This is a genomic window from Sediminibacillus terrae, assembly GCF_009602435.1.
In the GTDB taxonomy this organism is placed as follows: Bacteria; Bacillota; Bacilli; order Bacillales; family Amphibacillaceae; genus Sediminibacillus; species Sediminibacillus terrae.
Window position 1 is genome coordinate 621,284 of sequence record NZ_VZDQ01000011.1, and the last position, 26,118, is coordinate 647,401.

General features: G+C 43.4%; 26 protein-coding genes. 11 read left to right on the forward strand and 15 right to left on the reverse strand.

Features of this window, described 5'->3' with window-relative positions; all coding sequences use genetic code 11:
* Positions 1–251: 251 nt before the first annotated feature.
* Positions 252–782, forward strand: a complete 531-nt coding sequence (locus F6X55_RS05695; protein WP_051382097.1) for a GbsR/MarR family transcriptional regulator — start codon at positions 252–254, stop codon at positions 780–782.
* Here the strand turns inward: F6X55_RS05695 and F6X55_RS05700 are convergent.
* A complete protein-coding gene (locus tag F6X55_RS05700; protein ID WP_153462327.1) occupies positions 779–1,117 on the reverse strand; it encodes a DUF1878 family protein in 339 nt (112 codons plus the stop codon). The genes F6X55_RS05695 and F6X55_RS05700 overlap by 4 nt on opposite strands.
* Positions 1,118–1,399: 282 nt before the next feature.
* Here F6X55_RS05700 and F6X55_RS05705 point away from each other — a divergent pair, with 282 nt between their 5' ends.
* The 3 genes from F6X55_RS05705 (at position 1,400) to F6X55_RS05715 (ending at position 3,032) form a co-directional block, all read left to right on the forward strand.
* The gene (locus tag F6X55_RS05705; protein WP_026771778.1) at positions 1,400–1,933 is read left to right on the forward strand and encodes a DUF3267 domain-containing protein; all 534 of its coding nucleotides are present in this window, start codon (positions 1,400–1,402) and stop codon (positions 1,931–1,933) included.
* Between the two features lie 236 nt (positions 1,934–2,169).
* Positions 2,170–2,325, forward strand: coding sequence for a hypothetical protein (locus F6X55_RS20045; RefSeq protein WP_153462329.1), 156 nt, complete (start codon positions 2,170–2,172; stop codon positions 2,323–2,325).
* 527 nt (positions 2,326–2,852) lie between these two features.
* Entirely contained in the window at positions 2,853–3,032 is a 180-nt protein-coding gene (locus tag F6X55_RS05715) for a hypothetical protein (protein WP_026569119.1), read from the forward strand.
* A gap of 205 nt (positions 3,033–3,237) precedes the next feature.
* On the opposite strand, the gene F6X55_RS05720 is transcribed toward F6X55_RS05715, so the two are convergent.
* Entirely contained in the window at positions 3,238–3,321 is an 84-nt protein-coding gene (locus F6X55_RS05720; protein ID WP_074598165.1) for a YjcZ family sporulation protein, read from the reverse strand.
* A gap of 198 nt (positions 3,322–3,519) precedes the next feature.
* Between F6X55_RS05720 and F6X55_RS05725 the strand changes: the two genes are divergently transcribed.
* Positions 3,520–4,482 (forward strand): peptidylprolyl isomerase, encoded by a 963-nt coding sequence (locus tag F6X55_RS05725; RefSeq protein ID WP_153462331.1) that lies wholly within the window; start codon positions 3,520–3,522, stop codon positions 4,480–4,482.
* A 549-nt stretch (positions 4,483–5,031) separates the two neighbouring features.
* On the opposite strand, the gene F6X55_RS05730 is transcribed toward F6X55_RS05725, so the two are convergent.
* The gene (locus tag F6X55_RS05730; protein WP_026569117.1) at positions 5,032–5,247 is read right to left on the reverse strand and encodes a sporulation YhaL family protein; all 216 of its coding nucleotides are present in this window, start codon (positions 5,245–5,247) and stop codon (positions 5,032–5,034) included.
* Positions 5,248–5,320: 73 nt separating this feature from the next.
* A complete protein-coding gene (locus F6X55_RS05735) occupies positions 5,321–6,589 on the reverse strand; it encodes an MDR family MFS transporter (RefSeq protein WP_026771781.1) in 1,269 nt (422 codons plus the stop codon).
* Positions 6,590–6,836: 247 nt separating this feature from the next.
* Here F6X55_RS05735 and F6X55_RS05740 point away from each other — a divergent pair, with 247 nt between their 5' ends.
* Positions 6,837–8,066 carry an HD domain-containing protein gene (locus F6X55_RS05740; protein WP_153462333.1) on the forward strand — a complete coding sequence of 410 codons (1,230 nt, stop codon included), beginning with the start codon at positions 6,837–6,839 and terminating at the stop codon, positions 8,064–8,066.
* A gap of 177 nt (positions 8,067–8,243) precedes the next feature.
* Here the strand turns inward: F6X55_RS05740 and F6X55_RS05745 are convergent, their stop codons facing one another.
* From F6X55_RS05745 to F6X55_RS05765, 5 genes are all read right to left on the reverse strand, one after another.
* Positions 8,244–8,789 (reverse strand): GbsR/MarR family transcriptional regulator, encoded by a 546-nt coding sequence (locus F6X55_RS05745; protein WP_026569114.1) that lies wholly within the window; start codon positions 8,787–8,789, stop codon positions 8,244–8,246.
* Between the two features lie 53 nt (positions 8,790–8,842).
* A complete protein-coding gene (locus tag F6X55_RS05750; protein ID WP_153462336.1) occupies positions 8,843–11,794 on the reverse strand; it encodes an ATP-binding protein in 2,952 nt (983 codons plus the stop codon).
* 10 nt (positions 11,795–11,804) lie between these two features.
* Complete coding sequence (locus tag F6X55_RS05755) at positions 11,805–13,037, reverse strand: metallophosphoesterase family protein (RefSeq protein WP_153462338.1); 1,233 nt, start codon at positions 13,035–13,037, stop codon at positions 11,805–11,807.
* A 391-nt stretch (positions 13,038–13,428) separates the two neighbouring features.
* Entirely contained in the window at positions 13,429–14,679 is a 1,251-nt protein-coding gene (locus F6X55_RS05760; RefSeq protein ID WP_153462340.1) for an ABC transporter permease, read from the reverse strand.
* A complete protein-coding gene (locus F6X55_RS05765; RefSeq protein WP_153462342.1) occupies positions 14,672–15,571 on the reverse strand; it encodes an ABC transporter ATP-binding protein in 900 nt (299 codons plus the stop codon). Before F6X55_RS05765 ends, F6X55_RS05760 begins: the two co-directional genes overlap by 8 nt.
* A gap of 215 nt (positions 15,572–15,786) precedes the next feature.
* Between F6X55_RS05765 and F6X55_RS05770 the strand changes: the two genes are divergently transcribed.
* Positions 15,787–15,972 carry a YhzD family protein gene (locus F6X55_RS05770; RefSeq protein ID WP_026771786.1) on the forward strand — a complete coding sequence of 62 codons (186 nt, stop codon included), beginning with the start codon at positions 15,787–15,789 and terminating at the stop codon, positions 15,970–15,972.
* 237 nt (positions 15,973–16,209) lie between these two features.
* Here F6X55_RS05770 and F6X55_RS05775 read toward each other — a convergent pair whose 3' ends face one another.
* Both F6X55_RS05775 and F6X55_RS05780 read right to left on the reverse strand, forming a co-directional pair.
* A complete protein-coding gene (locus F6X55_RS05775) occupies positions 16,210–16,566 on the reverse strand; it encodes a YlbF/YmcA family competence regulator (RefSeq protein ID WP_026771787.1) in 357 nt (118 codons plus the stop codon).
* A 102-nt stretch (positions 16,567–16,668) separates the two neighbouring features.
* The gene (locus tag F6X55_RS05780; RefSeq protein WP_026569110.1) at positions 16,669–17,808 is read right to left on the reverse strand and encodes a DUF445 domain-containing protein; all 1,140 of its coding nucleotides are present in this window, start codon (positions 17,806–17,808) and stop codon (positions 16,669–16,671) included.
* Positions 17,809–17,921: 113 nt separating this feature from the next.
* On the opposite strand from F6X55_RS05780, the gene F6X55_RS05785 reads away from it, so the two are divergent.
* From F6X55_RS05785 to F6X55_RS05795, 4 genes are all read left to right on the forward strand, one after another.
* Positions 17,922–19,253 (forward strand): YheC/YheD family endospore coat-associated protein, encoded by a 1,332-nt coding sequence (locus tag F6X55_RS05785; RefSeq protein WP_161993060.1) that lies wholly within the window; start codon positions 17,922–17,924, stop codon positions 19,251–19,253.
* A 46-nt stretch (positions 19,254–19,299) separates the two neighbouring features.
* Positions 19,300–19,476 carry a hypothetical protein gene (locus tag F6X55_RS20050; RefSeq protein ID WP_162832888.1) on the forward strand — a complete coding sequence of 59 codons (177 nt, stop codon included), beginning with the start codon at positions 19,300–19,302 and terminating at the stop codon, positions 19,474–19,476.
* A gap of 493 nt (positions 19,477–19,969) precedes the next feature.
* Positions 19,970–20,866: a PucR family transcriptional regulator gene (locus tag F6X55_RS05790; RefSeq protein WP_153462346.1), complete on the forward strand. Its 897-nt coding sequence runs from the start codon at positions 19,970–19,972 to the stop codon at positions 20,864–20,866.
* Positions 20,867–20,992: 126 nt separating this feature from the next.
* Positions 20,993–22,090, forward strand: coding sequence for an ABC transporter ATP-binding protein (locus tag F6X55_RS05795; protein ID WP_026569108.1), 1,098 nt, complete (start codon positions 20,993–20,995; stop codon positions 22,088–22,090).
* A gap of 556 nt (positions 22,091–22,646) precedes the next feature.
* Here the strand turns inward: F6X55_RS05795 and F6X55_RS05800 are convergent.
* The 4 genes from F6X55_RS05800 to fumC form a co-directional block, all read right to left on the reverse strand.
* Positions 22,647–22,850, reverse strand: coding sequence for an alpha/beta-type small acid-soluble spore protein (locus tag F6X55_RS05800; RefSeq protein ID WP_026569106.1), 204 nt, complete (start codon positions 22,848–22,850; stop codon positions 22,647–22,649).
* Positions 22,851–23,075: 225 nt separating this feature from the next.
* The gene (locus F6X55_RS05805; protein WP_026569105.1) at positions 23,076–23,279 is read right to left on the reverse strand and encodes an alpha/beta-type small acid-soluble spore protein; all 204 of its coding nucleotides are present in this window, start codon (positions 23,277–23,279) and stop codon (positions 23,076–23,078) included.
* 90 nt (positions 23,280–23,369) lie between these two features.
* On the reverse strand, positions 23,370–24,206 hold the full coding sequence (locus tag F6X55_RS05810; RefSeq protein ID WP_026569104.1) for a YihY/virulence factor BrkB family protein: 837 nt from the start codon (positions 24,204–24,206) through the stop codon (positions 23,370–23,372).
* A gap of 216 nt (positions 24,207–24,422) precedes the next feature.
* Positions 24,423–25,808, reverse strand: a complete 1,386-nt coding sequence (gene fumC / locus F6X55_RS05815; RefSeq protein WP_153462348.1) for a class II fumarate hydratase — start codon at positions 25,806–25,808, stop codon at positions 24,423–24,425.
* Positions 25,809–26,118 lie beyond the last annotated feature (310 nt).

Here is a 26,118-nt window from a genome sequence, read left to right on the forward strand (position 1 = left end):
ACAAACCACTAATTTTGTATATATTTTTCATACAGTTTAAACTGAACAAACTTTTGCCGGTTTTTCCTTTGAATTCCTTGGAATTGCTCCATATATCTGTCCGATGACATGATTTTAAAAAATACGCTAATAGTGTAACCTATGATGCATCATGCAATTTAATTTTTTGGCAGGCAGTGCTGAGAATATACAGGGACCCGGGATGTGGATGCTTGTCAGGACACCTGTAAAAAGCTTTGAGGGAGGATCCTATGTCGGATTACAATCTAGAAGATCTCAACGAATTAATCACCACGGAATTTGCCAAAACAGTAGAAATGTTCGGCCTTACCCCTTCAGAGGCACGGCTATTTGCCTTACTCTATTTAGAAGGAGTTCCTATGACCCTGGATGAAATGAGTGAAGCGTTGGGGAAAAGCAAAACCTCTATGAGCACCGGAATACGTACCCTTTTAGAATTGAATTTAGTAGAACGTGTGTGGAAAAAAGGGGAAAGAAAAGATTTTTACCGCGCAGATGAAAACTTATACAGGAAGTTCATGTCTGCCTTCATTCATAAATGGGTAGATGCCGCAAACAGGCAAAAACAATCACTGGAAGAAATCGAAACACTACTCGTTCAAAATACAGGAAGGTTGTCAATCAAGGCTGAATCGGAAGAAATCGACGTATTGAATGACCGCCTGAAAGATATGATAGCGTTTCACGAGCTGCTGGAAAAGGCTTTTTTAAGAATAAGGCCCACAGCTTCCACATCTATTGACCAAAAGCTTAACCATTAGGTACAACTAAAGACCGGAAGCTTCAAGAACGCATCCATCAAGGAAGGGTAATAACCTTCCTTTTTTAATGCCTCTATCGTTTGGCGAGGCTCCAGTTTATAATGGAGCATTCCCACGAACTTTATCAGCAGTGGAGTTACGTCCAGGAATCCTTCTTCGGTCTGCGCCAGGAATTCTTTATGTAGGTAATCCGTCCATAGGATAAGATCGCGATACTCTTCCTGGGTCAGTTCTTTTTCTATGACTAACTTTGTAAAAGGATACTGATCAATTTCTTTGATTTTCAACAGTAAGTGAAGATGAAAGTTGATTGTTTCATTTCTATCGATGCCCATACGTTTTCCCCTCCAGCCTCATATCGTAATTATATATTATCCAGCCTTAAACAGAAATCAAAAAACAGCTGCGCGGACAGGATGTTTTACCCGGCACGGATCCGTGTAAAACCCCGTCCTGTCGGGGCTTGAGATACCAACGAAAATTCTGACTATAAATTAATATTTTTTTTCATAAAAAGCTATTGATTTTTCCCCGGAAACATACTATCATTCGTTGAGGGCAAGGCCGTGATGCCGCCCCATACAACCATGTGACAGCCGAGTAAAGGGGGATAAAAAATGAATTGCTGGAAAACTATCAATTTATACAAAGAATTCGGTATCAATCGTATATATATACTATCCATGCTTACAGGTATGATGGCATTCATTTTCTTTTATTTAATTTTTTCCATGATCCATGAAGCAGGAACAGTAAAGGACCATGGGATAATCCCTTTGATTGTCGGGCTGATTTTTTTGCCGACCATTCATAAACTTACACATATTTTACCATTAATACTGACAAATAAACGAGTGAAAATTAACTGGAAGATGAAACTGGGACTGTTTCCGACTTTTTCTTTCCGGACAAGATCGAAAATGTCCAAAACGACATCATTGTTCATTTTATTGGCGCCTGCATTGTTGGTAACCGCCGCCGGACTGGTTTCAAGCTATGTATTCATTAGTTATTATGTTTATTTCCTGCTTTTCTTGTCTGTTAACATCGCCCTTTCTTTTACAGACTTTTTGTATGCCAGTCATGTAGTCAAAGCGCCACGCAAGTGCATCATCGAAAATGCCAAAGACGGTTATGATATTTTAATTTAATTACACGAGCCTGGAACAAAAGCATCGTGACCAACATAAAACCGAACGAGTCCACAATTCGTTCGGTTTTTTTGATTAGCAAAAAGCAAGCAAGAAAGCGATTGGTGCCTTCTGGCTCTATACTGAATGTGGTGGTGTCCCCTGTTGTGATGGGTGTTCCTGCAGTGTGCAACTCATTCCCTCTCTCTTTGTTACCCTAAAGTTGCTGACACCAAAGGAAAAAGAGAGGGATATGAGTGCAACGTCATATTATCGTAGAATTACTGGGGATTAAAGATAAACAAGTAGATGTATGGAATATAGAGGAAGAAGGAAGCGCCTTAAGAGTAGAGCTTTACACAAGACAAAGGCAACAAAAGTGCCCGTTCTGTAAAGAGAAAACAAAACTTTAAAACGAGATTCCTTTAGAATCAAAGACTTTGAACATTTAAGCATGAAACTTCATGGCAGCAAGCGGTTAAAAAGGCTCTGTAGAGCGCAATAGCGTAGCAGAGGAAATAAGCGAGACTCCTGCGGAAAAACGGGCGGCCGAGACCCCACAGCGGGCTTTGCGAGGAGGCTCGGGCGTTCGTCCGCGGAAAGCGAGTTTATTTCCTCTGCGGTCTGAGTAAAATAGCTGTTTTTAGATTGAGCCTTTCGATAAAGAGAGGGTGGAAGAAAAATCACACCGCCACATTTGACAAAGAACCTGCATTCTGAGGAAGTGGAAGCCCGTAGTATCTTGCCGTAGCAATTTGGAGCACGCCTCAAGACAACAGGAGAAAACCAGAATATACAAATAAAAACCGAACGAATCTGATTGCATTTAGAATCCGTTCGATCTTTACTTTGGTGGCCACGGATTTTCTGCAGGGTATAACTGTTCAAGCAGAATAAATTTTGATAAAGTAATGTATAGGTGTAAAGGAGGTCATAAGATATGCCAGTGTTTTTTGCTATTTTCGCTTTGTTCGTACTATTTCTATTTAATTCTTTAACCCATAAACTTGTAGTAAGAACAGAAATGTCTCAGGAACGACAGCCGAATGTATTCAGAACAATCAATATATTGATAACCATCTTGTTGATCTCTTCTTATGTAGAGGTGTTATTCACTTAAATCAACAGACAAGAAGATTCGCCCTCGCAAGCTTAAGGTAAACCCTGGAGTACCGTTTTCGCGCACAGAGGTTTTACTTAGAATTTGAGAGGGCAGGGGCAACATTGCACCAAAATTACTCACTTTCAAAAAGGGATGACCGGGAGCGAATACGCCCACTGGTCATCCCTTTTTACAACCGGAAAAATGGTAATTTCTCATTGTATTAAAGCCATGCTGCTCCGACAATGATCAGCAAAATGAATAAAACGACAATTAACGCAAAACCGCCTTGGTATCCTGCGCCCATCCATAACACCCCCTTGTTGTCTTTTGTTCCATCCTATGCAACGGAGAGTCATCTAGCATAGGCGTATGCCCGAAATTTAGTAAAAAGTGTGTAATTATAGGAATGGACTATTTTTTTCACTGCTAAATGTGTTATATTATTTCAAGAGCTTGTCAAAGCTTGTACGAAAAGTTTTTGGAGAGTAGGAGTGTTTATATAATGAAAAAAATCGCATTATCGGCATCCTTGGCATTCGGAATCCTGGCTCTGTCCGCTTGTTCTTCGGATGACCCGGAAACAGTGGTGGAAACAGATTCAGGCAATGTCAGTAAAGAAGAGTTCTACCAGGAATTGAAAGATCAGAATGGCGAAACTGTCCTGCAGCAACTGGTCATGAGAAAAATTCTCGAAGGCAACTATGACGTGAAAGATGACCAGGTACAAGAAGAACTCGATTCATTAAAAGAACAATACGGGGACCAATTTGAAATGGTGCTTCAGCAAAGCGGTTTCTCTGATGAAGAGGAATTCAAAGAGGTTCTGCGTTTGAATATGCTTCAAGAAAAAGCAGTTACCGAAGATGTAGAAGTCTCTGACGAAGAAATTAAGCAAAGATATGAAAACATGCAAACGGACCTTGTGGCGAGACATATTCTTGTCCAAGATGAAGAAACAGCTAAAGAAGTGAAGCAGAAGTTGGATGACGGCGGGGACTTTGCCGAATTGGCAAAAGAATACTCTACCGATACTGGTTCGGCTGAAAATGGCGGTGACCTGGGTACATTCGGTGTAGGCGATATGGTACCGGAATTTGAAAAAGCTGCCTACAATCTGGAAGTGGACGAAATCAGTGATCCTGTACAAACTTCCAATGGCTGGCACATCATTCAAGTAACCGAACGCAAAGACGCTGAAGAGGAAGTCGAACCACTTGAAGATATCCGCAATCAAATCCGCAGAGACATCGCTTCGACAAAAGTAGATGACGCGGCTGCACAAGAAAAAATGCAGAAATTGATGGAAGATGCAAATATCGATGTGAAAATCGAAGACTTTAAAGACCTCTTCGAAACTACCACACCAGAAGTAGAAGAGCCAGCGGAAGACTCCGGCAATTCAGATTCAGAAGAAGGTTCTTCTGATGAAGGCTCTAGTGAAGACCAGGAAAGCTCTGAAGAATAAATCTCCGAATAGCAAGGGTGGGACAACAAGCTTGGCCACCAAAACAAAAAACCGAGCGGATTTGAACTATCAATCAAATCCGCTCGGTTTTTACTATTTGTGTTCCTTAGATAGACTTCTTATTATCCTCTTGTTTGATGCGTTCTTCGTATGCTACGACAAATCCTTCACTACGTGTTCGGGGTCTAACTTTTATATGATCAAGACGAAAAACAGCACGAAAGCTTTTTTATTTAGAAATTGAAACTCTCCATGTAACGGCATGAAAAGAAAACAGAAATCAACCAGGAGTACGAGCATCACTTGTTTGCGAGTAATTCTACGTCAACGAAGGCAAGGTACGCAGACTCCTGCGGGATGAGCGCGAGCTGAAGATCCACTTGGTAAAGGGCTTTTCTTTACCAAGTTAGCTGAAGCCGTGCCCGCGGAAAGCGAAGTACCTTGCCGAAGTAGAGCGTTGCTCTTTAGGTTAGTGAATGTTAGAACGATTTACTTTTTATAACCCAAAAACCGAGCGATTGGAATCGTTCGGTTTTTGTTTTGACCATTTTACATGGATGTCATTTGTTTTTTTTCTGGCTCTTCCTCATTTTGCTGTCTCTGTCCCCGTTCATTTTGAATCCGGTCCATGTATATTTTTCCTTCCCGCTCAATAAACTGCATTTCCAGCTTTTTCTCTGCTCTAACGGCTCTAAAAGCCATATATCCACTGAAGAAAATAAAAAGGATGAACATATAAACCCACCAAGGAATCCCCAATATCATCGCATAGCCCTCCTTGTCCCTATTTGCTATTTAAAATATATGCAGGGACACGTCAAATATGCCAGGACGGTAGTCAGATTTCGGTTTGAATCTGTTTGGTTTCCAATTTTTTAAACATATACCAATATACTAAAGCACTCAGGACAGCAAACATTCCTAAAGTCGCAAACACAATTGGATAGGCAAGATAATTCGTCAAAACCAAGCTTAAAGGCGCCATTAATTTGCCGACTGTAAAACGAAGGCTTGCTGCTGAAAAATACTGTCCGCGCATATGCTTCGGAGCTAGCTTGGCGACGAAGCTTTCCTGGATGCCGACCACCATCAGCTCGGCCATAGTGAATAAGGCCATGGCAAAAATGAACATCCAAATATTTTCCGTAACCCCATATAAGAATATGCCGACAGCATAAAGAAGACTGGATGCCACGAACACTGGCTTTTCCTTGAACCGGTTCATTATACGGGTAATAAATACGGTAAATATAGCTACCAGCAGTCCATTTTCGGCCAGCACCAGGGCAAATGCTTTTTCTCCACTAATACTCAGCCTGAAATCTCCCAGATGGAACAAGGTCTGGTTATCGATGACTTCGCTTGTGTACACCGCTATGAGGATGTCGAGTTGCATAAAAGTCTGTGCCACGAGAACGCCAGCAATGATAAACAATAAAAAAGTGCGATCTTTAGCTATGATCCGATAATCACTTAGTTCATCCCATACAGCTTTGTACCAACGGACCTTCGCTTCTTTCTTCCGAAATTGCACTGTCACCGTTTCTCCCAGGAACCGCTGCAGGATAATCGACAACACCCCGGTCAAAAGTGCACCGGCCAGCAGCATTTCAAACCGGTAACTGTAAAATAAAAAGCTGCCGATGATCGGACCGACTACGACGGCGATATTGATCGATGTATAAAATACAGCAAATACGGAAGCACGATGTTTTTCCGACACAACGTCCGCCACCATAGCGTGCGATGCCGGCCAATATAACGCTCCCCATATTCCGAGAAGACTGAATGCTAAAAATGTCCCTATCGGCGATTGATACCAAGGAGAGTTTGCAAATGCAAATAAGAGAAAGGTCAAAAACTGTCCGAAGGAGGAAATGACCATCATCCGTTTCCTGCCGAATCGGTCTGCGCAGTAACCTCCTGTCAAACTGGCTATCACGGAAAACGCCTGCGATAACACTAACAGCCAGCCGGCCTTGTCCTTTCCAAAGGAATTTTCAAATAAAATTGTCATAAACGGAAAATAAGACCAAAAAAGAAAATTTGTTGTCCCTTCTCCAAATAAACGGATTTTTAAGTTGCGATCCCAATCCTTCCACTTCATCGTTCTTCGCCCCTGTTTCTGTCTAATTTTCCATGCCTTTTCTATTCGTCCTGAACAATTGCCGGTCTTTCGGCACTGATTTTTTCATTATACCAGAAATGAAATGTTAAAAAGCACGTAACATTCCAGAAAAAATTCCAGTGATAGAAATTGATATTCATCCGTACGGCATTGCGTTACAATAGGGGGAGAATCTATGCCCTTTGTGGTAGTTAAAGAAGTTTGAAGATAAATGGAGTGATAGAATATGGCTGAAAAAGCCACCTATTTTTATGAGTTTATCCCGATTGACTATACAGTAGATCAAGCAAAGCGGGAACAAATTCTTGCTGAGTTCTCCCCGCCTGCGCTCCCGGACAGCAGTGAATATTTTGTGCTGGACGACCAAGTACCTGGCAGCACTGTCAACCTCCGGCTTTTACTGAACGACTTTCAAGTCCAGCTCACTAAAACCAATAAACAGTTTTTGAAACTCCGATTCAGCAATAATGCCGGAGTCATCAATGCAAAGATGTGGGACAATCAAGGCTCTGTCGAACAAAACCAGCCACTTTTGGAAAAGTTCGCTGTGTTTGATGTGGAAGCGTTGGTCGATGAATTCAGAGGATTTAAATCGCTCACTATCCAACAACTTACACCTTGCGAAACAGAGATAAACCCTTTCTCTCTGTTGCCATATACTCATCAAAGCATCGAAGACTTAACGGTGGAGTTGTTCAGCTACTTGGATGAGTTACAACACCCTTACCGCCAAATCGCCCGTGCCGTCATGACCCGTTTTTGGGATCAATTCCGGATCAGGCCGGCTGCAAAAGGATATCATCACAATTATTTGGGGGGACTGTTAAAGCATACTGTAGGTCTGATGCGATTCGCCCGCTACATACTGAAACAAGAAGAAAACCATTTTCAGGCAGCAATGAAGCTGATCAATGTAGTGGAGAAAGCGTACAAAAATGAACTTTGGTCGCAATTCCAGTCGGACAATGGCCTTCAGCAGTTAGTCTGGAAGGACACGATTGATCATCTCTATCGACAACTGCAAGGGATGATGGATCATAAAGAAAAACAACCGGACCCTGATGTAATCATGACGAGTATATTGTTTCATGATATCGGCAAGCTGCTTGAATACGACCATGCAGGCAAGACGTTCGATACTTTTCACTTTTTATTCCCGACAGCGGCACACACGGGGCAGGAAAATCGGAAACAGGCCGGTATTACGATGGACGACCTGGGAGTGATGGTCGGGCATATTCCCTATGGAGTCCTTCTGTTGAATAAAATAATCGAAACAGAGGGGATTTCTTTATCTCTGGAAGCCATCCATCAAATGGCCCATTGTATTTTGTGTCATCATGGGCTTCCGGAATGGGGATCATGCATTCAAAAGCCGCAAACAATCGAAGGATACATCATCCATTTTGTCGATTACTTGGACAGCCGTTATGAAAACAGCGAAGCAGTCAAGTGAATGGCACCTTCTTATTTCCAAGCATTTCGTGAAGTCAATTTAAACATTAGACAAACCAAGTGAAAATTCATCGTACATATACCGAACGAATTCGAATGCTAGTTGCTTTGCCAACATGTATTGATATCAGCTATGTACTTAAAAACCCTTGCCAGGCAGGCAAGGGTTTTTGAATTCCTAGTTTTTGGGGACGTACTTGAAAATTTCGCCGGATTCGACAACCTGGATGAATTTCATCAGCCAGCGATAATAATTTTGAGCATATTTCAGTCTGTCGATATCACTGGCAATTTTCTGCTTCAAATGGTCATCATCAGTCTGAGCATGAATTTGTTCCAGCTCATGAATAGCTTCTTCCGCTTCCTCGATGTTCGTCTCTGTATGATGACGCCACCGGTTCCCGAACAAAGAGGTAAAGGATTTGTACCAATCCTCTTCAGATTTATACAAGTCCTTTCGCACCCCTTTTTTATAAGCCGGCTGAACCATTTTCATCTCAGACAAGGACCTGACCCCTGTCGACATACTTGTCTTGCTCATTTCCAGCGCGTCACGCATATCATCAAGGGTCATCGGCTCCTCCGCAAAATACAAAGCGCCGTACAGACGGCCGACTGAGGAAGTAATCCCGTAAAGGTTCATGTTTTTTGCAATCACTTGTATGAATTTTTCAATGGTTTCTTCATATTCAGACCATTCGCTTGATTTGTCACTATTTGGCAATGGAATACCCTCCAACCACTTTATCTTCAGTTATTTTATCATTCCTTTGCCGATTATGCTAATTCAATTACTTCTCTATTTTCTAAATCGATAACAGGTATCTCTCCCAAGGTTTTTTGGATTGATTTGCTGCTGGAAAATAGAATGATTTGTTGCTGTTGTTCTGAAATATTTTTAAGAATGCTGCCAAACTCCCGTTTTCGTTTTCGATCAAAATGGACAAAGGCATCGTCTATAAAAAAGGGCATATTTTCTGCTTGATATACACTGCTTAAGGCAAGCCGGAGAGAAACGTAAAGTTGATCGGCCGTTCCTTTGGACAATTCATCCACTGCATACCGGAATCCTTCCTGGTCTGTTACGGAAAACGGACGGCCGTCTTCTGGTGGAAAAATATCCACATACTTGCCGTCTGTCAGTTGATGAAAGTGAGCTCCAGCGGCTTTGAGTGTGTGCGGCAAGTAATCTTTTTGATAGCTTATCTTAGTCTCCATCAGCATTTCTTTGGCCGTTTGGTAAACCGCCCATTGTTTCACTTGTTTTTTCAACTGTTCGATTTCTCCAGAATACCGGTGCTTGAACTGAGAAAAATGTTCCGACCGCTCCATCCTGCTAATCTTGGAGCGAATGTCCGATAACTGTTGCCTTGCTGCATCCATTAGGGATTCCAGCTTTTCCAATTCTGTTTCGAATTGTTCCAATGCCTGTTTCGCTTCTGCCTGATCGGGTAGATTGTCAAGGTAATGGTTTATCTCTTCACCTGACAACAGTGGAGCAAGTTGATTGTAATAACTGTCCATTTTCTCCTTAATGGACAGGGCCTCTTGCTGTTGTCTTCCAAGACGCCGGAAATCCTCTTCGTTTTCAACACCTGCCGTCTTGAGCAGCGAGCCTGTGTCCTGTTCATAAGGCTGCATTTCCTCCAACAGCTGTTCTCTTTCCCTTACAGCTCTTTCCAACCATTCCTCATACTGTGACAGGGTTTGCCTGTTTTGTCTTTGTTTTTCCAGCTGCTCCTGAAGTTGACGGACAAACTCACTCGTTTCATCGGATTCATCCAGCCCTGTCTCTTTAAAAAACGCTGTTAAGGATTTTCTGTATTCGTCCAACTGTTGAAGGAGTTCCTCTTGCTCCATGTCTAAACGGATAAGGGAATGGTATTTTTCCATACAGGCATCCAATTTATGAAACAGTTTCGGCCAATAAGCCGGATCCACATCAATAAGAAAAGGATAGCGCCTTTTTTGTTCTCTGATCTGCCGTTCAACCTGCTGACGTTTTTCTTCGAGAAATTTTTTCCGCTCGGAAACCTTCAATAATTGTAACGAACGCTGTTTGATTTGTCCGCTGATGGAGTGCTGTTCATCCAATAGCTGATAATGACGGCGAAGCTGCTGCTCGGCCTCCTTGTAATCGGACGCCGTCCACTGTAATGCAATCGGTTCACCTTCGGATGAAGGGCTGGAAAGCCTCCCGGATGATTTTTTCACTTTCCATACTGGTACCATTCCGGCCAGGAACAAAATCAGGCCGACCGCATAAAAACTTTTAATATCGGATAAAAATGCTGCTGCTCCAAACAACACGGCTCCTATTACAGCTGAACCAGATAACGTCCAAGCCTGTCTTTTCTTCCACTTGTCGACCTCAGGAAAAATCGGACGCCCTTCAGATGATTCAACATATTCTTGCGTACGTTTTGCATCGACGATTTTTTGTAATTCTACAGCTTTTGATTCCTCGAGTATTCCTATATCCAAACGTGCCTTTTCTTCCTGCAAGGAACGCAGCTGTTCCTGTGTACTCCGTTCTTCGCGTTCTGCGCTCTCCCATTCTGCTTCCGTCTGCTGCACGGCCTCTTTTATTTGATTCCAGCTGTCCTCAAGATGAAAAGGCATGGAAAGAGAACCAAGTTGATCCCAGTTTAAATCAAGGTGAAGATCATCTATCTGCTGTTCTAGTTCCGCGACCGATTTTTTCCGTCTCTTCTTCAGATAATCAAGCTGGCTGGCCTGTTGCTGATACGTATTGGAAGCAGCAGCTAACGCCTCTGCCTTTTCCCGTTTCTTTTGCTGCCATAATTGCTGCTGAAGTGTCGATATTTCGTACCGGTAATCCCGTTCATTGCTTTCCAGAACCGCAAACCTGCTCCGCAACGGCAGCAGCTGTTCCTGGAGATATTCATAACGCTCCAGACCATTTTCCGGAAAATGACTAAATTCGGGAAGCTGCTCCAACTTGGCTTGTTCCCCTGCAAGCATGTAAAGAATCGGCAAAGCCTGTACTAGTTTTCCTTGTTTCGTCCTTGCCGCTTTCGTATTCTCCAAATCCCTCTGTAACATTTCTATATTTCCAACGAGTCCGGCTTCCGTTTTCTTTTGCTGCTGGTAGGATTCCTCCTGTTCCTGCAACTGATTCCACTCTTGCTGCATCGATGTTAATTTATTTAGCTGGCTGTTTATTTCCGGATTCTTTCCCTGTGGTTTGAACCGTTTGTCCAACTCGTTTTCCAGCTGTTTTTCAACGGTGTATATTTTTTCAGTACCGGTCATTCCTACGCCAAGGAGAAGTTCCCCGAGCTCATCCGGCTTCATGGCATGGAGCTCCATCAAGTCATCGGCATCAAATGAAAACACGGATTCAAAACTATCCCGGTTCATGCCATTTAACTGTTTGCTCCACCAGTCACTTCCCTTGATGCTTCCGTCAGATAGATAACAAATAGCCTCTCCATTCTGTTTTTCGTGCGTTCTTTCGACATAAAACATACCTGCTTCTTCTGTCCACAGTTTCAATCTTCCTCCGATTTTTCCGCCGGTTTTGGGTCGGTGGAATTCACGCTGTTTCGGCGGGAGGCCGAATAGGATAAACAACATGAATTGACGGATTGTCGATTTACCAGATTCGTTTGGCCCACTGATCAGAAACAGGTTTTCCTCCGGGAATTCAACCCGGAAGTCCTGCCATTTACCAAAACCATATATATGGGCTGCTAACAGCTTCATTGCTTCACCCTCATTTCTTTAACAGCTGATTCATCAACAAGTTTTCAGCCATCCGTTTGATTTCCGACTGCTCTTCTTCCGTAAATCCGGACAGATACTTCCTTGCCTTGCGGTGATGCAGGATCGGGTGTAAATAACGGGTGATGTCATCTGTCTCCTGAAACCGTTTTGCCAATTCACCCGCAAAATGATGTCCTTTCTCCAGCTCCTCCTGGTTCCAACTGTGTTCGACTTGGATCGAGTACCCTTGTATATAAGCCCATCTATTGTCGAACTGATCGATTTCATTACAAAAATCAACTGTATCATCCAGATAACCAGTTTGATGCCAATCTTCGAGGACGGAACGATTGCTAAAAAAGGTCAAATGGAGAATCGCCTTTCCGTAACGATTTCGACAATCTTCCAGATGCCTTTCGATAACCGGAACCATCTCTTGTGGATCAGTGCAGGAGGAGACATCCACCGTGAGGTTTTCAAAGCGGATTTGCTGCAAAGAATGAAAAGTCGTTTCTGCCTCTCCGTTTTTCAACTCAACATGATAACAACCTTTTTCACCTGATTCTTTTTTTGATCGTCCCTGGATATTTCCCGGGTACACGACCGGGGGCAGCTGGTTCAAAACATCACGAGAATGGATATGTCCCAGAGCCCAATAATCAAATTCCTTTTCCGTCAGGTCACGCAAGTGGAACGGCGCATAAACATCATGTTCCTTGTCGCTGTGAAGGCTTCCGTGGAGCATGGCGATATGATATGGGGCTGTTCCTTCTATGGTGTACTCCTGTGTTTTATTTTCCGTAACCGCTCTTTCCCGATAACTGAAACCATAAATCTTGGCAGCAGTCTTACCGTTTTTCCGGAAAGGAAGCGAACGGACCTGCTGGTCGGTAAATACATGGACATTTTCAGGAAATTGATCTGTAAACTGGCTGCCCTCTGTAAAGTCATGATTTCCATAAGACATGTAAACCTCAATGTGGTGTGCGTCCAGCTTTTCAAAGGCTGCTTTCAACTGCATCCTTGCCAACAGACTGTGCTGATTTTCATCAAACACGTCACCCGCAATCAAAACAAAATCGACTTGCTTTTCGATTGCCAGACGGACAAGTGCTTCCAAAGCATCGAAGGTACTTCCTCTGATTTGCTCAAAAATCGCCGCTGGTACATTTCCCAAGCCTTTGAACGGGCTGTCCAAATGCAAATCGGCACTATGTAAAAAAGATATTTTTTCTTTGGCCATATAAATTTTCCTTTCAAAATTGGCTGTACCTCTTCATTTTAGCAAATCCAAAAGCCGAATGCACGTTCGTCACGAAGGTAAGCAGTGGTCTTCCGATCACTAAATGTAACTTGAAACAACGTGTCCGATATCAGCCGGTAAAAAGGGTTCAAAGCAAAAACCGAACGATCATTCGAAATTAAAGCAATCGAACTCGTTCGGTTTTCATCGTTTTATTAAAGTTGTTTTATTTGATCACTTTTCCAAAGAAACATGTCGCATCCACTCCAGCCAGGCTTCCACGGGACGGCTTCGCCCCGTGTCCTTCCCGCTGGAAACTGCGCTCCAATGGATGGAACGCTCGATTCTGTTGTGTGATCTCCTGCGAAAGTGTTGTCAATCAGGAAACGTCTTATGATTTTTTGGAAAGCTGTAGTGCTTTTTTGAAGTCTTTTAAGGAAGATGCTTTGCCGTACATCAAAACACCCCCGCGATAAACACGGGCTCCCAATGCCGCCAGCAAGCCTATCGAAGCAAGCATGATGACGATCGACAAGGCAACTTCCCATGTTGGTATATCCAGCATGCCCACTCGCAGGAACATCAACATCGGAGTGAAAAACGGGATATAAGAAGTGACTGTCACGAAACTGGATTCAGGTACATTCAATCCGAACATAGCGATGAAAAAGGCGATCATCACAAGGAATATCATCGGCATCATCAACTGCTGCACATCCTCGATGCGGCTGACGAGTGAGCCAAGCATCGCCGCCAGCGTCGCATACAACAAGTAACCAAGCACAAAAAATACAATCGCGTAGATAAAAGTGGAAGCAGTCACTCCGGACAGGCCAAAATAATCAAAAACTCCGCCTGTCATTTCTGATTGTTTTTGTTGCAGGACGATATAACCGACTACAATAAATAAACCGACCTGTGTCAAACCTAGAAGCGCTATCCCAAGTATCTTGGCAAACATCTGACTCACCGGCGAAGCACTGGAAATCAAAATTTCCATCACCCGGGATGTCTTTTCATTGGCAATATCCATGGCAATCATATTTCCATAAGTTATCACCGATATATATAGTAGAAACAATATAATATATACGAGACCGCGCGCCTCACTCAATTCTTCCTCTGTTTTCGCGCTCTCCTGCAATGCGACTGCTTCAAACGCAACTGGTTGATAAATTTCTTCGAGCTGCGACTGATCAATGCCTGCATTGTTCGTCGCCATGGCTACTTTGATTTGCTGCAGCTGCTGCTCCAACGTATTGCTCAATTCCGATGAGGCGATTTGATTAGCGTAATAGGAAGCCTGCGGCAAGTTTTGTCCATCATAGCTTATGGAAAGAAACGCCTCATAATCTTCTTCCTCTACTGCCTCTTTCGCTTCATCTGCTGTACCTCCGTATTGCTTCAGCGTAACATCAGAAGCTGTGTTTTCCACACTTTCTTTGAGCGGAGAAAAGATTTCTCCCGTCTCATCGAGAACTGCTACTTCCCTATTTTCCTCACTATCAAACATTTCGATAATCGAAGTGATATTGGCCAATCCCACGATAACGAGTAAAGCGATGATATTGGTGATCAAAAATGACTTCGTTTTGAAACGGGTCATGTATGTATGGGACAAGACGATCCAAAATTTATTCATAAGATGCACCTGCTTTCTCAATAAAAATATCGTTCAAGGACGGCTCTTCAAGTGCAAACCTTCTCACGAACCCTCGATCGTGGAGGGCATTCAGTACTTCTTGTGATACTGCTTCCTCATTGATTTGGAGCTCGCACCCTTCTGTCGTTGCTTTATAATGAACGACACCGGGGATATCCTGTAAAAATGTCAAATCAAAATCTGCATGGATGAATAGATTTTTCTTGCCAAACGCACGCTTGATTTCTTTTAAGGAACCGTGGACAACCGGACTGCCATGCTGCATGATGCACAAATACTCGCAAAGCTCTTCCACATGCTCCATCCGGTGCGAAGAAAACACGATTGAAGTGCCCTGACTTTTCAGGTCCACTACAGCCTGCTTAAGCATTTCTACGTTGACGGGATCCAGACCGGAGAACGGTTCATCCAATATCAGCAGCTTGGGCCGGTGAATGACTGCAGAAATAAATTGTATTTTTTGTTGGTTCCCCTTTGATAGTTCCTCGATCTTTTTGTCCAAATAATCAGGAACCCGGAACTTTTCCAGCCAACCTTTCAGTTCGCCGATAATTTCATTTTTTTGCATGCCACGCAGCCGGCCAAGATAAACAATTTGGTCTTTCACGGTCAGCTTTGGATATAATCCCCGTTCTTCTGGTAAATATCCGATGGCATCACTGTTGCTGTAATTGATTTTTTCGCCATCCCAATCGATGCTGCCCTCTGTAATATCCAGCAAGCCGAGTATCATCCGGAATGTTGTCGTTTTACCTGCTCCATTGGCACCAAGAAAGCCGAAAATTTGGCCTTCCGGAATCTCAAGCGACAGATTGTCGACCGCTGTGAAGTTGCCAAACCGCTTGGTAACATTACTGATTTTCAATGTCATAGAACATCTCCTCTCTCCATCTCCCCTGTAATTACGTACTGTATAATAGAAAAGTTCCGTATTCATTATATATTTTTCTGCCGAAAGGGTATAGAGTTATAAGCAGTTTTTCCTAAGGCTTTTTGTTAGGCTGCGTTCATAACTGTAGATATAAAGGAATTTGACCAGGTAACAAAGAATTAGTATATGGAATGATCCATACAGGAGGGTAACTAGTGAAAGCTTATGTATTGACTGTATTTGACCAAGAAGGAAAAAAACTGCTCGAGGAAACGTTCGAAGCGGCGAGTGACAAAGATGCTGAACAAATCGGCACAAATCGGCTCGAAGATCTGGATTACAGCAATTATACTCATCGCTGTGTTTCACCTGACGGGAAATTGGTATTGTTTCATCGCTGAGCGCTCTGAGTACGTCCGTCTTAAGCAAAAAAGGAATGGAAATCACAATCCCTTGCGACTAGCTTCAACGGATGCCTTGAACACTGGGGAGCAGGGGCTGTCATGCCAATCGTATTACTTTTCCAAAAAAGAAAAAGTGGCCAGGACAAAAGCATGGCCACCAAAGCAAAAACCGAACGAATTAATCGTTCGGTTTTATGCTGGTCACTATGCTTTTGTGTCAAGCTCTTCTAATTCTTACTGTTGCTGATCCGGATTACCGTACAGCTCTTCCAAAGGTTTCGTAATGATTCTGCTCACATCATTGATGACGACATTCAATCGTTGTTCTTCTTCCATCAGCTTCGAAATCTCTGTATGCTGCTGGACCAATTCTACAACACCTTTTGCTTTTTCGACTTCTTCTTCGGTGATTTCCTGGCCTTGCATTTGTTTTTCTTGAAGCTGCATTTGGGTCGTACGGAAATCATCAAACATTTTCTTCGCCGATTCGTCGGCCATCACCTTATCATAAGCTTCTTTCAGCCCTTTGAACTCATCGCTTTCACGGATTGCCTTTTCCAAATCATAGGCACTGTCATAAATATTCGCCATTTGTAAAATCCTCCTATATTTGCGTTCTCACGCTACTTTCCCCACTATAACAAACCTAAAATGCAATGTATAGTGATAGGGATGAGAGATTGCAGGACTCGATTAGTTCATCAGCATAACAATGATTCCCTGGATAAAACCGATTGCTCCCCCAAGCAGTGCACCCAGATAGGTAATCATCTTGAACTCCCGTCTGGATATATCCAAAACAAGCTGTTCAATTCTTTTGGTCGGAAAAGCCTCTACTTCTTTTTCAACGATTTCGGCCAGATGCAGACTGTCCATCAATTCTTCCATCCTGTCGCCGAGAGCACCGGCAGCCTTGTCGACCATGTTTGGAACCATATTAGTCAGAACTTGCTGTTTAAACGATTCTGTCCAGGCTTGAACGGTTCTGTTCATCCAACGGTCGACCGGAACAGACCGGGAAACCACATGGCCGACCACACCAGCGACTTCATCCGCCCCCACTTTTTGTTCTAGTTGGCCGATCGTTGTCTGATAGTAAAGGCGTTCTACTTCCCGTCCGAGCATTTTTTCGATGATGGCGCCTGCCTCCTCGGACCGGGCATAATCGACTAGTAATGGCTGAATTTTGTCGGCAAGTCCTTCATTCCCAAGAAAAGAGGAAATCATATTTCCGAAAAAACCCTTCCCATCCAAATAACTCTCCACGACTGTTCCTATTTTATTTTTTGCCTCCGCGCTCGATAAGTACTCCACCAGTTTGTCCTGGGCAAATTCACCGGCACGATTCACTCCGTCCTTCATTTTTTGTTCCCATTCCGGCGGCAAAAAATCATGTAACGTCTTCTCATGCATCGATGAAACAAACTCCCGGTATTGGCGCTCAGATAACTTGGCAATTTTTTCTCGTATTTCCTGCTCGTTTACAGTGAATCCCGCAGACGCCAATGCTTCTTTTAAGGTTGCTTTGCTTTCAAGCAGGCTCGCTGCTTCCTTTTGGGCCCAACTGGTCAGTTGTTTTTGGAACAGGGGCTGCTGCAACTTTTTCCTGATTCCGGATGGAGTCAGCAAGTGTTCTACCACCATACGCCCCAATTGTCTGGCCAGCTCATCCCTCCGCTTTGGAATCAAGCCAGGGGTGAACGGAAGCTTCCAGGATCCCAGATATTTGGCTTCATATGGACGAAACAACATTTTAATCGCCAGCGAATTCGTCAATCCGCCAATGATTGCTCCTATTACGATCATCATGATGATCAATACAATTGCAGACACTTTTACATCGACCTCTCTTTATCAATTGCTTGCCAGAGTTCCCACGCATGTGACGGGAACTTCCACATATAATTGGTAAGAAGAACATGCTATCAACGGGAGGGGATTTTTCGATGGAGACGTTCAAGATAAAATTTTATCCTGGCAACCAAAGCCGGATGATTGTTCCTTACCGCCAGTTAAAAAAGTTTCAGGCAATAAAGGAGATACAGTATGGCCCCATTCACTCCCCAGTTGAAACGCTTGTCCATGACAAAGACTCGGAAACGCTATACATCTCTTCCCGTTTGAAGGGCACGCTCAATCTGCACAAAAGTTCTTCCTTCACAGTGAAACTTCATAAAGAACGCTGCACCTTTCTGTTGGCAATGGGCATCTTTACTGCCGGTTTCTCCGGTAACCATTTCCTTACAGATGAACGTGCCCCCATTTTCAAGCAGATTTGCAAAGCAGGAGAAAAGATGGGGATGCAGGCCCTGATTTTTGGCCACCAGCACATCGATCCCGATAAAACACATATTCACGCCTTTTATTTCGAAAAAGGAAGCTGGAAGCAAGGCCATTTTCCGATACCAAAGGTGATTTACAACCGGATACCCAACCGCAAAACAGAACACCATCCTGAAGTAATCTTGGCCAAGTCCGTTCTGGAAGAACAAGCAGTATTGTTCAACAACAACTTTTTTAACAAGTGGGAAATTTATCAATGCTTGATGAAGGATCCGGCATGTTCTTTTCTTGTACCGGAAACTATTTTACACCCTTCCGGGAAAAAAATCGAAACAATGCTCCAAAAATACAATGTATATATCAAACCGATTCACGGCAGCAGGGGGAACGGTATCATCAAGTGCCGTATGCTGCCTGCCGGAGAACTGGAATGCCATTACTACTTGGAGAATAAACCGCAAGTAAACCGTTACGAAAAATTAGCAGCTTTCTTTCAACAGCATTTCCCAAATGGGTTGGAAGGTTACATAGCCCAGCAGGAAATCGACTTAGTGCAAAAAAGAAAATCCCCGCTTGATTTTCGTGTCCATGTCAATAAGAATCACCGCAACAGTTGGGAAGTCCCCCTCATATGTGCTAAATTCGCCGGAAAAGGGAGCCTTACCACCCATGTGAAACGCGGTGGAAAAGTATTGCTTGTTGAAGAAATATTTGGAGAAGCTGAAGGACAAAAACTTAAAAAGAGACTGGAATCAATGGCTCTGTTAGTAGCCGGGATGATCGAGAAGAATTACACGGAAACCATCGGGGAAATCGGTATTGATTTTGGCATCGATAAAGAAGGCCGTGTTTGGTTATTTGAAGTGAATTCCAAACCTGGATACAGTGTCTTCCAGCATTCAAAGCTGCAGGAGCAGGCCGAGACGGTGCTTGCATATCCGTTTCAGTTTGCCTTTTACTTAACCAATCTCCAAGAAAGAGTGAACAGGGCATGAATCACCAACTTCTTAGCAATCCTATCTCAATAAGGAGGTGGGAAGTATGAAGAAAAAAGGAAGTTCTTATTTTAAGGATAAGAAAAACTACGAACTTGATGTAGACCGGATGATCAACGAGGGACTTGCCGGCGGAACGGTGCGTGCAAACAAAGAAAGAACCCAGATTGAACAAAGCCGTGAAATGCCACGGCAGGAACAGCCCTTTCCAGATCCTGATTGATGCTGCAGCCTTTTTTTCAGAGAAAAAGACTTATATAGCCGGGACAAAAACACGACCATCAAGGCAAACCGAGCGAATCCTCGCTCGGTTTTTTGATTCGTAAGTTCCTTACCTTTGGCAAACTTCCTTTTATCCTGTTGATTCAAGCGCGCGTCGCATCACTACGGCAATATACGGTACTTTCCACAAGCACAGCGTCAGCAGAGAACACCAACCACTTTTTGCGGGGTTTTCAACTCGTTCCTGCGCCCATAGGAATCTCCGTACCTTGCCTGCGTTACTTTTTCGTGTTCAGTTTTACAAGCAGATTCATTTTAAATTTCCATTAAGATTTTCGCCCGTTTGTCAACTCGTTTTGTTGAAATTAGTAAAGCCATCAACTTTTATGGTATCAGCACTTTTCTTTGAAGACAGAACGTTTCCTCTCATTCTCGTCTTGCCAGCTTGTCCCTTTTGTTATAATGAAAGAAAACTGGAGGAATGAGGCGTTTTTATGATCAACAAGCTGCATGCTGCTTTTCCCGGACTGATTGAATACAGTCCTGAAGATCAGCCTGACATAGATGCTTACAAATGGTTCACCACCGATAAAAATGAAATAGTCGGCATTCCGGAAAAGGAGCTCACGGAGAAGGACTTGCATCTCCTGGAGGCCTTCCTTCGTCCATATCACTTCCATCATGCACCAATCAACCACCAGGAACTTGCCTGGACGGAACTGCTCTTTCATAGCACACCACCAGCTCTATTGCCGGATATAAAAGGAGAAACTTACCGTTTTATCCATTTTCACTTATCTGAAGCCAATATTGAACCCGCATCTTTTCGGGAGGCTATTGCCGGCTTTTATCCGGAATTTGTTCCCATCGTTTGGATTTCAGCAAATGAAGGTATCATCGTTGAACACGGCCGCAAGCAGGAAGATGGGGAAATCAGCTATGGACAAATCACCGATTTGTTAATGAGCGATTTTTATATGAAAGTCCGTCTTTTTATCGGACCGTTTTTCTCCGATTTGGCCCGGGCTCGCCAACATTTTCAAAAAGGTGCTGAATGGTTTGAGACGATACGTGCCTACAACAAAGGCTCTGTCGTATCTTTTGTCGATGCTGTGCCGTACCTCTTCCTTTCGCAGCCGGGCGTACAAAAAGAAGAGATTGTTCACGCTGTTTTCCAGGATACGCTGGAAGAGAAAGAATTGCTTGCTACCATCCAAACATTTCTTGAATGCAACTCCAATGCCACTATGGCTGCCAAAAAACTATACATGCACCGGAACAGCCTTCAGTACCGGGTGGACAAATTCATTGAAAAAACAGGGATCGATGTCAAACAATTCAAAGGCGCGTTAACAGTTTACTTAGCACTTATGATGAATCAATTACGCTGATTTGGTAAGTGTGCACAAAACCTCCTGCACGACTTTGTGCATCTCGTCCATTTACGTTTATCAGACAATTGCGTACACTTATTAACAAGAAATAAAAACGCTTACATAAAGCGGGAGGAGATAAACATGGCTGAACTTAGTCTAAAGAACATTTACAAAGTCTACGATAAAAACGTAACAGCGGTCGAGGATTTCAACCTGGAAATCGCTGACAAAGAATTTGTGGTATTTGTCGGTCCTTCCGGCTGCGGAAAGTCCACTACCTTAAGGATGATTGCCGGTTTGGAAGAAATTTCAGACGGAGACTTTTATATTGATAACACTCGCATGAATGACGTGGCGCCGAAGGATCGCGACATCGCCATGGTCTTTCAAAACTATGCCCTATATCCGCATATGAATGTCTATGACAACATGGCTTTTGGATTGAAGCTACGTAAATTCAAAAAAGACGAAATCGATCAGCGCGTTCAAAACGCTGCGAAAATTCTTGGTCTTGAAGGGTATCTGGACCGCAAACCGAAAGCGTTGTCGGGTGGACAGCGTCAGCGTGTGGCGCTTGGCCGTGCCATTGTCCGCGATGCCAAAGTGTTCCTGATGGATGAGCCGCTTTCCAACCTGGATGCAAAGCTGCGTGTTCAAATGCGCGCTGAAATCCAAAAGCTTCATAAACGTCTGCAGACTACTACCATTTACGTTACCCACGATCAGACGGAAGCGATGACGATGGCCACCCGCCTTGTTGTTTTGAAAGATGGGATCATTCAGCAGGTAGGCGCACCAAAAGAAGTATATGACAAACCGGAGAACGTTTTTGTCGGAGGATTTATCGGTTCTCCTTCCATGAACTTCCTGACCGGTACGTTAAGTGAAGGAGAATTCCAAATCGGGGATATCAAAATCCAGGTTCCGGAAGGAAAAATGAAAACCCTTCGCGCTCAAAATTATGTAGGGAAAGAAGTCCTTCTTGGCATTCGTCCAGAAGACATGCACGATGAGCCAGTCTTTATCGAGTCGACTCCAGGCACAAAAATCACCGCTACCATCGATGTTGCCGAATTGATGGGATCAGAGTCTTACCTTTACTCCAAAGTAAATGATCAGGATTTCATTGCCCGGGTAGATTCACGGACAGACATTAACGGCGGAGAAACAATCGACTTGGCCCTTGACATGAACAAAGCCCACTTTTTCGATATAGATTCTGAATTAAGAATTAGATAAGGTTTTTTCGGAGCAGCAAGCATCCCCCCAAGCTTGTTGCTCTTTTTTTCACTTGGGGACTTCCTGTATCACCTCCGTCTTCTGCATATCACAATCCAAACACTGAAATAAGTGGACACAGGTATGACTGCTCCTGGAGTCTTTAACACCGTCGACGGTCTTGACGATTTCCATATCGAGATATGGACTGTAATCCCCCATGAAATCAACCAGTTTCCCCTGGTCCGTCATCTCTCCCCCACACTTTTCGCACGCTCTTTGAACTGTTCTCATTCCATTGCAAAGCGGACAAGCATAAGCATACATGCCGTCATCTCCCTCCAAATATCACGTGTACCATTACTTTTCCCGGATCTTCACTTTATAAATAACTGTTTTCAAAAACCAGGAGTTTATTTTCTTCTGCTGCTTCCTATTAAAAACGAGATAATGCAGGATTTCGAAATACGTACTGGTTGAGCAAGCTTCCCTATGAAAAGCAACTTATAAAAATTTCTTGGAACGTAAGTAGGAGAGACACCTGAAAAGATGTCTCTCCCTGCCATTATTGATTCACTTATGATTGTTGCGTACCACCCATTTGTTGTTGGGCAGTTCTCACAAGACGTTTGGTGATTTCTCCACCAACAGATCCGTTGGCACGAGAGGTGGTGTCAGCGCCTAGGTTTACTCCGAATTCTTGAGCGATTTCGACCTTCATTTGATCTAAAGCTTGCTCTACTCCTGGTACTAGCAATTGGTTGTTGTTGTTGCTTGCCATGTGTATCACCTCCTGTAACCCTATTATTTACGGGAAGGCGGATAATATTTATCCGCTTGTTTGGTAAATATATCATGCTCAGGAAGTCGTTCTCCAGTGCCATGATATCCAACACTGACCTTCACGCTGAAGATCCGAAGTTTCTTTTTCCTCAAAAAAAGAAAGGAGGAGGCACTTGTAACAAGCGCCTCCTCAGCCATATTATAAAATTGTCAGAGGGGAAAATTAAAATTGTTGTGATCCGCCCATTTGCTGTTGAGCAGTTCTTACAAGACGTTTGGTGATTTCTCCACCTACAGATCCATTGGCACGGGATACTGTATCAGCACCAAGGCTGACGCCGAATTCTTGTGCAATTTCGACTTTCATTTGATCCAAAGCTTGTTCGATACCAGGCACTAGTAATTGATTGGAATTGTTGCTTGCCATGTGTATCACCTCCTGTAATCCTAGTATGGGACAGAACCGACAGATTATCAGGAGAAAACATTGGTAATTCAGCATTAACCTGTAAACCACTCAGGCACTTGCGTCTTCTCGCGTCTTCTTTTTCCGGTGATAAATGGCATTGATTTCTGCGCCGACGACAAGCGTCAGGCCTGTCAGAAAGAACCAAAGCAAGAGGATGACTACGCCGCCAAGACTACCATAAGTAGCAGAATAGTTGCCGAAGTTCCCTAAATAAAAGGAAAATCCGAAAGAAATGACCTGCCATAGCACTGCTGCACAAACAGCTCCTGGTACTACCTGTCGGATTGGAAAATCAATGTTTGGCGCCAGCCAGTACAATGCTGTTAAAATCACAATCATCACCACGATACTGACCACCCAGCGCAGCACATTTATCAGTACTTCTGTTCCACTCGGCAAATTGATCACCGAATTGACAAAATCGAGCAGAACACCGCCAAAAATAGGAAGAACCAATGCTACCGCCAATGCAAGCACCATTCCCAATGTCAAACCAAGGGATAATAATTTCACTTTGATAAAAGAGCGTGTTTCTTCCACATTGTACGCATGGTTGGATGCATCGATAAAAGCGTTGACAGCCTTGGAGGCTGACCAAAGAGTCCCCAGAATACCAATCGTCAGCAAACCGCCGCGCTGATTAGTGACGACGTTCACGACAGTATCTTCAAAAGTACCGGCGATTTCAGAAGGAACGACATTTTCCACAAATCCTACAGCTCGTTGTGGATCGATTGATAAATATGGAAGAATCGACAACAACAAAATCAATAAAGGGACAATCGCAAGCAGATAATAAAACGCTTGGGCTGCCGCCAATGTGGTTGCATCATCTTTTTTAAATTCTTTGCCCAGTTCTTTGCCGTAAGCAATCACTTTACTCATTAACCTTGACCTCCTATCGGAAACATATTCTTGCTTGGTATATATCCCCGATAAAAAAACTGTTCAATCATTTTTATTTATTTCCGGGCACGTTTTCGACTTCCTTTGTTCTTTCATGGATCATGCGCAGAAAAAGAAAAACCGAACAAACTCGAAAAGGTGTTTCGAATTATCGTCCGGTTTTTTCATTCTATGTTATTTAATCTTTCTTTCGGCTTACTTTGGATAGGTCATTTCTTTTGGGTTGATGTATTCGTCAAACTGCTCCGCCGTCAACAAGCCTGAATCAACCGCTGCTTGTTTTAGTGTGGTGTTATCTGCAAAGGCTTTTTTAGCAATTTTTGCAGCATTTTCATAACCAATATGCGGATTCAAAGCCGTTACCAACATTAGTGAATCCTTCAGGTTTTTCTCGATATTCTCAAGATTAGGCTCCAAACCTTTTACGCAGCGCTCATTAAATGAAAGCATGCTGTCCGCCAATAGTTGGGCCGACTGAATAAAGTTATGGGCAATAACTGGTTTGAAGACATTTAGTTCAAAATTTCCTTGACTCGCGGCGAAACCGATCGCAGCATCGTTTCCCATAACTTGGACTGCGACCATGGTAACAGCTTCGCTTTGGGTTGGATTCACTTTTCCAGGCATGATCGAGCTGCCTGGCTCGTTCGCCGGAATAGTAATTTCCCCGATGCCACAACGAGGACCGCTGGCAAGCCAACGTACATCATTGGCGATCTTCATCAAGTCTGCCGCCAAAGCTTTCAACGCACCATGCGAATGAACCAGCTCATCATGGCTCGTCAACGCATGGAATTTATTTGGAGCAGATACAAAATCCTTTCCAGTATATTCATTTATTTTTTTACAAACACGTTCCGAGAATTCTGGATGGGCGTTTAACCCTGTACCCACTGCTGTACCGCCGATCGCCAGTTCTTTTACATATCGGATGCTGTCGACCAGCATCGCTTCTGTTTTTTCGAGCATCCGGTGCCAGCCGCTGATTTCCTGTCCCAGTGTCAGCGGGGTGGCATCCTGTAAATGGGTACGACCGATCTTCACAATTTCCTGAAACGCTTCCATTTTTTCTTTTAAAGTTTGTTTCAAGGTGTCAAGGGAAGGAAGGACAGTATCCTCTAATTTGAGCACAGCCCCGATGTGCAAAGCGGTGGGATATGTATCATTCGAACTTTGCGACTTATTGACATCGTCATTTGGATGCAGCTTGTACTCACTATTCTTTTCATCCAACCACTGGTTTCCCACATAGGCAATTACCTCGTTGACATTCATATTGGATTGCGTGCCGCTTCCTGTCTGCCAGACAACTAATGGAAAGTGTTCCTTCAGTTCCCCTGCCAAAATTTGATCGGCTGCAAAGGCAATCGCTTCCGCTTTATCTTCTTCCAACAGGCCAAGGTCACGGTTCGCCATTGCAGCGCTTTTTTTCAAAACTGCAAAGCCATCAATGACTTCCTGTGGCATTTTCTCCGAACCAATCGGAAAGTTTTGCTTGCTTCGTTGTGTTTGTGCGCCCCAAAATTTATCAGCTGCAACGTGCATTTCTCCCAATGTATCTTTTTCAATCCGATAATCCATCACAGACATCCTCCCTTTGGTTATACTACTTCTTCATTGTACCAAATTTTCAAGAAATGTAGAAAACCGACGGTTCGTTGACAATATTAGGATTTAATCTTCCGACTATTTATCCTATTCACGCTTCATGATAAAATAAAGATAAAGCAAGCGAAGGGAGAGACTTTCAGGATATCGTTTCTTCGTCGATGCTCAAGCATTATAAGTGGTGAAAGAGAGCCTTCCCAGCAAGGCTCTCTTTCTTTTTTTCGCCCGTCTTGAAATCGACACAATCTTTTCGCAGAATAGACATTCTTTTTTGCTGGATCAT